Source organism: Actinosynnema sp. NPDC023658, assembly GCF_040639995.1.
Taxonomy (GTDB): domain Bacteria; phylum Actinomycetota; class Actinomycetes; order Mycobacteriales; family Pseudonocardiaceae; genus Actinosynnema.
Genome location: NZ_JBFAAX010001139.1, coordinates 1 through 1,666, shown reverse-complemented (window position 1 = coordinate 1,666; position 1,666 = coordinate 1). Strand labels below are relative to the sequence as shown.

Genomic DNA, 1,666 nt, shown 5'->3' with positions numbered 1-1,666 from the left:
GCTCGTCACGCCCGCGGTGAGCCTCGGCTCGGTCGACACCCTGATCGAGCACCCGGCCGCGCTCACCCACCGGCTGGTGCCCGACGCCGCGCGCGAGGCGTCCGGCGTGCCCGCCGCCCTGCTGCGCCTCAGCGTCGGCCTGGAGGACGTCGAAGACATCTGGGACGACCTCGACCAGGCCCTCTCCCGACCTTGTGAAGAGGATTACATCAAGTCTTCCTCAAGCGATTTCCGGGAGCGCGTGGCGAGCCACTAACGTTCGGCCACCATGAAAGAGCAGACGGTCGCGGAGCCCGACGCCGACGGCTACACCAAAGCGCTCTCCAAGCGCCAGGTGCAGATGATCGCCATCGGCGGCGCCATCGGTGTCGGGCTCTTCCTGGGTGCCGGCGGCAAACTCGCCCAGGCCGGCCCGTCACTCGTCTTCTCCTACGCGCTGTGCGGCCTCGCCGCGTTCTTCGTGATGCGCGCGCTCGGTGAATTGGTGCTGCACCGGCCCACCGCGGGCAGCTTCGTGGAATACGCCCGCGAGTTCATCGGACCGTGGGCCGGTTTCACCTCCGGCTGGATGTACTGGGTGAACTGGGCGATGACCGGCATCGCGGAGATCACCGCGGTGGCCATCTACGTGCACCGGTGGCTGCCGGACCTGCCCCAGTGGGTCACCGCGCTGGTCGCGCTCGGCTTCCTGGTCGCGGTGAACCTGCTGTCGGTCAAGCTGTTCGGTGAGCTGGAGTTCTGGTTCAGCGTCATCAAGGTCACCGCGATCGTGGTGTTCCTGTTCACCGGTGTCGCGCTGGTGGTCGGCCGCGCGGACGTCGGCGGCAGCGAAGCGGGCGTGCACAACCTGGTCGCGCACGGCGGCATGTTCCCGGCCGGCATCGGCATCGCGCTGATGACCCTCCAGGCGGTCATCTTCGCCTATTCGGCCATCGAACTCGTCGGCATCGCGGCGGGGGAGACCGCCAATCCGCGCGAGGTGCTGCCGAAGGCCATCAACGGCGTCGTCTACCGGATCGGCGTGTTCTACGTCGGCTCCGTGCTGCTGCTCGCCATGGTGTTGCCGTGGAACTCGTACAGCGGCGCGGAAAGCCCGTTCGTCACCGTGTTCTCCGCACTCGGGATCGCCGGCGTCGGTGACGTGATGAACGCGGTCGTGCTCACCGCCGCGCTCTCGTCGTGCAATTCCGGCCTCTACTCCACCGGTCGCATCCTGCGTTCGCTGGCGCAGCACGGCGAGGCCCCCGCGTTCGCGGCGAAGATGAACCGCAGGCACGTCCCGTTCGGCGGGATCCTGTTCACGTCCGGCGCCTACCTGTTCGGGGTGGTCCTGAACTACCTGGTGCCCAAGGAGGCGTTCGACATCGCGATCGCCGTCGCCTCGCTGGGCGTGGTCGCGACCTGGGCCACGCTCATCCTCTGCCAGTTGCGGCTGCGCCGGGCCGCGCTGCGCGGCGAGGTCGAGCGACCCGCCTACCGGATGCCCGGTGCGCCCTACACCGGCTGGGCGACGCTGGCGTTCCTCGCGCTCGTCATCGTGCTGATGGCGTTCGCCGGTCCCGCCGAGCGGATCGCGTTCTGGTCCATCCCCGTGCTCGCCGTGCTGCTGTTCGTCGGCTGGCGAGCCGTCCGATCCCGTCGTTCGGCGGCCCACCAGGCCGACGAG

The 1,666-nt window shown here is 69.0% G+C and carries 2 protein-coding genes; both read left to right on the top strand.

Annotation, left to right across the window (positions count from 1 at the left end):
• On the top strand, positions 1–256 hold a 256-nt coding region (locus AB0G02_RS38920), incomplete at its 5' end, for a PLP-dependent transferase (protein ID WP_360805142.1).
• 12 nt (positions 257–268) lie between these two features.
• A partial coding sequence (locus AB0G02_RS38915; protein WP_360805139.1) for an amino acid permease occupies positions 269–1,666 on the top strand: 1,398 nt, incomplete at its 3' end.